The organism is Vibrio sp. 1167, assembly GCF_033340375.1.
GTDB classification, from domain to species: domain Bacteria; phylum Pseudomonadota; class Gammaproteobacteria; order Enterobacterales; family Vibrionaceae; genus Vibrio; species Vibrio alginolyticus.
Genome location: NZ_JAWOWK010000143.1, coordinates 1 through 1,006, shown reverse-complemented (window position 1 = coordinate 1,006; position 1,006 = coordinate 1). Strand labels below are relative to the sequence as shown.

At 49.8% G+C, this 1,006-nt stretch carries 2 pseudogenes; both read left to right on the top strand.

Annotation, left to right across the window (positions count from 1 at the left end):
- Window positions 1-546, top strand: a pseudogene (locus R7Z78_RS24960) (efflux RND transporter permease subunit); the annotation flags it as partial.
- Between the two features lie 29 nt (window positions 547-575).
- A pseudogene (locus R7Z78_RS24955) lies at window positions 576-1,006 on the top strand (PTS transporter subunit EIIC); the annotation flags it as partial.

The following is a 1,006-nucleotide window of genomic DNA, read 5'->3' as shown; positions in this document are numbered from 1 at the left end:
GCCTACGGCCAGATTCTGATCAACACCAAAGACTACGAGAGCATCAGCCACTTGGTGACGCGTGGTGATGATTGGCTGAAAAAGGCGTTTCCAGATGCCGAACCTCGCTTCCGAGCGCTGAAGCTGGCAACCAAAGATAAGTTCGCGGTTGAGGTGCGTTTTTCTGGTCCGGATGAAACCGTATTACATCAACTAGCGGCGGAAGCGAAAACGATTTTTGCTTCAAACCCTGATGCAAAATACATTCGCGATGATTGGCGCCAAGAAAGCAAAGTGCTCAAGCCGATTCTAAACCAAGACAAAATGCGTCAAGCAGGCATTAACCGCGCCGATGTCGCTTTCGCGCTAAAACGCGCATCAGACGGCATGCCGCTCGGACAAATGAACCTGAATGATGAGTTGATTCCAATTCAGTTACGTGGCACATCGCAAAACATGGCGTCACTAGAAACGCTACCTGTGCGCTCTCTACTTGGCTTTAACAGCGTTCCGCTTGGTCAAGTGGTGGATGGATTCGAACTGGTCACCGAAGAGAGCATGATTTGGTTTTTTAATGATACGGCGACCACCGAGATCTACACTCTTTCCTATGGCTAATTGGTGAAGCGATTTTCTTCTTCCTACCCGTTGGTGTGTGTTGGTCGACCGTGAAAAAGCTCGGTGGTACACCGATTCTAGGCATCACGCTCGGTGTGACGTTGGTTTCGCCGCAGTTAATGAACGCGTACTTGATCGGTAAACAAGCACCAGAAGTCTGGGATTTCGGATTGTTTGTGATTGAGAAAGTGGGCTATCAGGCGCAGGTGATTCCAGCGATGTTAGCGGGTATGGCACTGGCGTTTATCGAAACGCACTTAAAACGCATCATCCCATCTTATCTATACCTTGTGGTCGTGCCGTTTGTTTCTCTCATTGCCTCGGTGATTTTAGCGCACTCGATCATTGGTCCATTTGGTCGCATGTTGGGTGATGGCGTGGCATTCGCAGCAAAAGCGGCCATGACGGG